Source organism: Endozoicomonas sp. ONNA2, assembly GCF_024606365.1.
Classification (GTDB): Bacteria; Pseudomonadota; Gammaproteobacteria; order Pseudomonadales; family Endozoicomonadaceae; genus Endozoicomonas.
This window is the reverse complement of the sequence record NZ_JAHHPO010000174.1, coordinates 1-2,082: the sequence shown is the minus strand read 5'-3', so window position 1 is coordinate 2,082 and position 2,082 is coordinate 1. Positions and strand designations below refer to the sequence as shown.

General features: G+C 44.6%; 2 protein-coding genes and 1 pseudogene. 1 reads left to right on the top strand and 2 read right to left on the bottom strand.

Annotation, left to right across the window (positions count from 1 at the left end; translation table 11 throughout):
* Window positions 1–424 precede the first annotated feature (424 nt).
* Window positions 425–754 (bottom strand): hypothetical protein, encoded by a 330-nt coding sequence (locus KDK14_RS03150; protein ID WP_257263568.1) that lies wholly within the window; start codon window positions 752–754, stop codon window positions 425–427.
* Window positions 755–1,042: 288 nt separating this feature from the next.
* On the opposite strand from KDK14_RS03150, the gene KDK14_RS03145 reads away from it, so the two are divergent.
* Complete coding sequence (locus KDK14_RS03145) at window positions 1,043–1,729, top strand: hypothetical protein (RefSeq protein ID WP_257263567.1); 687 nt, start codon at window positions 1,043–1,045, stop codon at window positions 1,727–1,729.
* 27 nt (window positions 1,730–1,756) lie between these two features.
* On the opposite strand, the pseudogene KDK14_RS03140 reads toward KDK14_RS03145, so the two are convergent.
* Window positions 1,757–2,082: pseudogene (locus KDK14_RS03140) on the bottom strand (hypothetical protein); the annotation flags it as partial.

Here is a 2,082-nt window from a genome sequence, read left to right as displayed (position 1 = left end):
CGCTACGGGGACGCCCAGTCGGGCGCTATTCTCGGACAGCCTCCTGGGTGCTTGCAAATTTCTGTCATTGACAGCCAGCGGTCATCAATCTCAGCCATGATGGTGCTCTTGGAAAGACAAGTGGTTGGATTGGTGGTTTTTGTGTCTCAGGAGCGTGCCTGAGGCTACAGGTTAACTGGCTGATTATATGGGGTTGTTGGTACTTGTAAAGCCGATCTTTGCCGAATTAACACGATTTGATGCTGGATTTTAAGGTTTTCAAGCAAATGTACAATTCAGGCAGTTATGCAAAAGGTGATGCGGCATAAAGTGCCATAAGAAGACGAACTAAATAGTTCAAACCAGTAACCTCATATGCCTGAGAGAGTGGGTTAGCAATCGCCATTCCATATAAAGGATACTTGGGAAATAATAAGCTAACCCCTCATGAGCAAGGCTTAACGTTTGCGTCCACAACATTTTTAAGGGTCTTTTCGTCCCGGCGCAGGCTTGCTCCATTATTCCTCATAGCTCGCACTTGTTGAGGTGATGTCATCTCATTCATCTTTCTCGTTGTAGAAAGAACAGACTCATTGTGGATATTTGCTGCAAATTCCATGAGTCGCTCTTCTGTAAAAAAGTAGAGGCCGACATTTCCTGACATTACGTTTACTCCAATTATTTTCTCAATAACGCTATGAAAAGGATGAATATGAAAGGTTCCGTAGGTTGCATAAGTAATTGCTGAGATTGTTAGTTGGTACGAAATTATCAAAAAATTCCGCCACAGGTTCCCTCCCCACCGCCATTCACCTTAACCCTTACGATGCCTGTCGTGAGGGTTTTGTCGTTTATGAGGCCTGTAAACAAAGGGTTAAAGGCATTGGTCCTTTGAGTCCTCCACTTTTTTGTTCTTCAATATCAGTATGTAAGCTTACAATTTGCCGGTGGTCGCGCCGGCGGTTCGCAGGCGTTTTTCCGGTAGGGGCTCGGAACCGTTGACGAAATCATCTAAAATTCCATTAGTCGTTTTTTTACTCTAAGTTCTCATAAGGATCCTATTATGCGTCCGGCAGATACCGATGAAAAACAGCGTGAGAAGCTTCTTGATGAGTACAGAAAGCACAGAGAGCTTGGCCGCATGCTGTTTAATGACATGATCAAGTATATACCGGGTGAGGGACTCTTTAAGGCAGCCAGGAAACTTGGGTTGACCTCTGGCAAAACATTGGTAATTGGTTCAGATGAGGAACAGTCAATCCTGGTCGACTATGCATTTTTTAATGAATACAGTGGGAAATTCAATGCAATTGATCGCTATGTGAATATGAATAAGCCGACGGCAAAAGAGGAAATAGAATTTTTCTCAGATATGCGATCATCGTTCTTTTCAATTTTCAGAATTACCAGCAGGCTTCCGGGGTTTGGCTTTGGCGTTAAAGATCTTATGACTGGAAACTGTTTCTCATTAATAGATGTTAACCTCTCTGAATCCGAGTACTGTCCAAATGTCATGACTGGCCGCGTCGCAATGTTTGCCGAGAGTTGTGGTTGCTCAACAGGCTCTCTTATACCCTTGCGAGAACGTTCGGCAATTCAGTTAGTGGAGCAGACTGCAAACAAGTACCTGAGGCATGCAAAGTTCCGTACACAGCCTGTTTTTTCCAATAAGCATGCTGCATCCTTTCAAGCTGATGTTCAAAGAATTCAGCTTAAACATAATAGTCTTGCAGGTATTGCTTACGAGTAATCCGACGGTTGCAAAGCATGGGAGAGTTCATCCTTTCTCATCTGGTGCCGGAAACGAAATCACCAACTTTGCAAAGTGCTCCCGCTGTTCTGTCCAGAGCATCGGGAATGGCTTCAGGCAGTCCTTCAGTGTCAGTACACATGTCCCGGTTTTACAGGGAATGGCTTTGTGAATATCAGGCGCCAGGCAGGTCAGACGGATGAAACTGGATATCTTGGATTTGTCGGTTTTCTCCTTGTCTGCCAGTTTTTGGATGAGAACCAGGATGCTGTCCGAGAATAGCGCCCGTAGCGAGGGTGGCAGGAAATTGAGGATGAAAAGTCGGAAATCTTTAGTGAATAGTGGTTCTATTT

Excerpts from the sequence above, each read along its gene's own strand:
- KDK14_RS03145 (WP_257263567.1), top strand. The coding sequence starts at position 1,043 with ATGCGTCCGGCAGATACCGATGAAAAACAGCGTGAGAAGCTTCTTGAT.